The organism is uncultured Ruegeria sp. (assembly GCF_947504215.1).
Classification (GTDB): domain Bacteria; phylum Pseudomonadota; class Alphaproteobacteria; order Rhodobacterales; family Rhodobacteraceae; genus Ruegeria.
The window spans coordinates 1-1228 of sequence record NZ_CANNGO010000034.1; the positions used below are offsets into that span (position 1 = coordinate 1).

At 56.1% G+C, this 1228-nt stretch carries 1 protein-coding gene; it reads right to left on the reverse strand.

The window, feature by feature from the left end; genetic code table 11:
- Window positions 1-7 precede the first annotated feature (7 nt).
- On the reverse strand, window positions 8-1168 hold the full coding sequence (locus Q1B21_RS22280) for an IS30 family transposase (protein ID WP_299893261.1): 1161 nt from the start codon (window positions 1166-1168) through the stop codon (window positions 8-10).
- Between the last annotated feature and the right edge of the window lie 60 nt (window positions 1169-1228).

Sequence of the window (1228 nt, forward strand, 5' to 3'; positions counted from 1 at the left end):
TGTGGTTTCAACTGATCGCCGCAACACAGGTTTCAAATTTCTCTGCTGGTGTTTGGTATTGCAAGGTTTTTCGAGGCCGCTCGTTAAGCTGGCGTGCAACGGCGCTGAGTTTGGCCTGGCTAAAGCCTGATATGTCAGTGCCTTTGGGGAAGTATTGGCGAAGCAACCGGTTGGTATTTTCATTGCTACCGCGTTGCCAAGGTGACTGCGGATCACAAAAATAGACATTAATCTTTGTCGCCATGGTGAACGTCACATGTCCTGCCATCTCAGAGCCACGGTCCCATGTCAGTGATCGGTACAGCTCTTTGGGCAACTTGCGGGCCTGCTTGATCAGGGCCGTGATAACACTTTGGGTGTCCTTGTTCTCGACTTTGGCCAACATCACAAACCGGGAATGGCGCTCCACGAGTGTGGCGATGTAGCTGTTGTTGGACCCCACGATCAGGTCGCCCTCCCAGTGCCCCGGCACGGCCCGATCCTCGACCTCTGGAGGGCGCTCACTGATCGGGATCGCGTTCTTGATCTTGCGCAGTTTCAACCCTTTCTGAGTTGCGTGCCGTGACCGCCTGATGGCACGCGGGCTGCGCAAGCACTCCTGCAATTCCTTCTTTAGGACCCCACGGGTCTGCACATAAAGGCTGCGATAGATCGTCTCGTGGGACACGCGATGCTGCTCCTCGTCGGGATGTTTCCGCTTGAGCCAACCAGCAATCTGCTGCGGCGACCATTTCCGACGCAGCTTGCGTGCAATCAGGTGGCACAATGGATCATTGAACGAGAGTTTACATGATTTGGGACGCGTTGCGCAGTCCCAGGCCCGCTGATCCGAGCGCGCCGCGCGATAGGCCTGACGCCCACCATTTCTGCGAACCTCTCGGCTGATCGTTGAAGGCGACCGGTTCAGGCTCTTGGCGATAGACCGCAACGACCGCTCTGAAACCAAGCCGCGAGATATCTCCTCCCGCTCCGTCAGGCTCAAAGCAAATCGCGACCTCTTACGGGCGGCGGGCCGGATCCCACCAAACAGCGCCAAATGCGGAAAGATCGAAGACGATGCACGATTGAAATGCCGTCCAATCGAGCTCATCGACTCTCCGCGCTGCCACCGATCCCACATCTCCGATTTCTGTTTGTCCGTGTAAAACGTCCGCGTCCGATATTTCATCTCTCACACTCCATCTTTCCAAAAAGAATAAAGTGTTGCGCTCACCCGTTGAAACCGCCG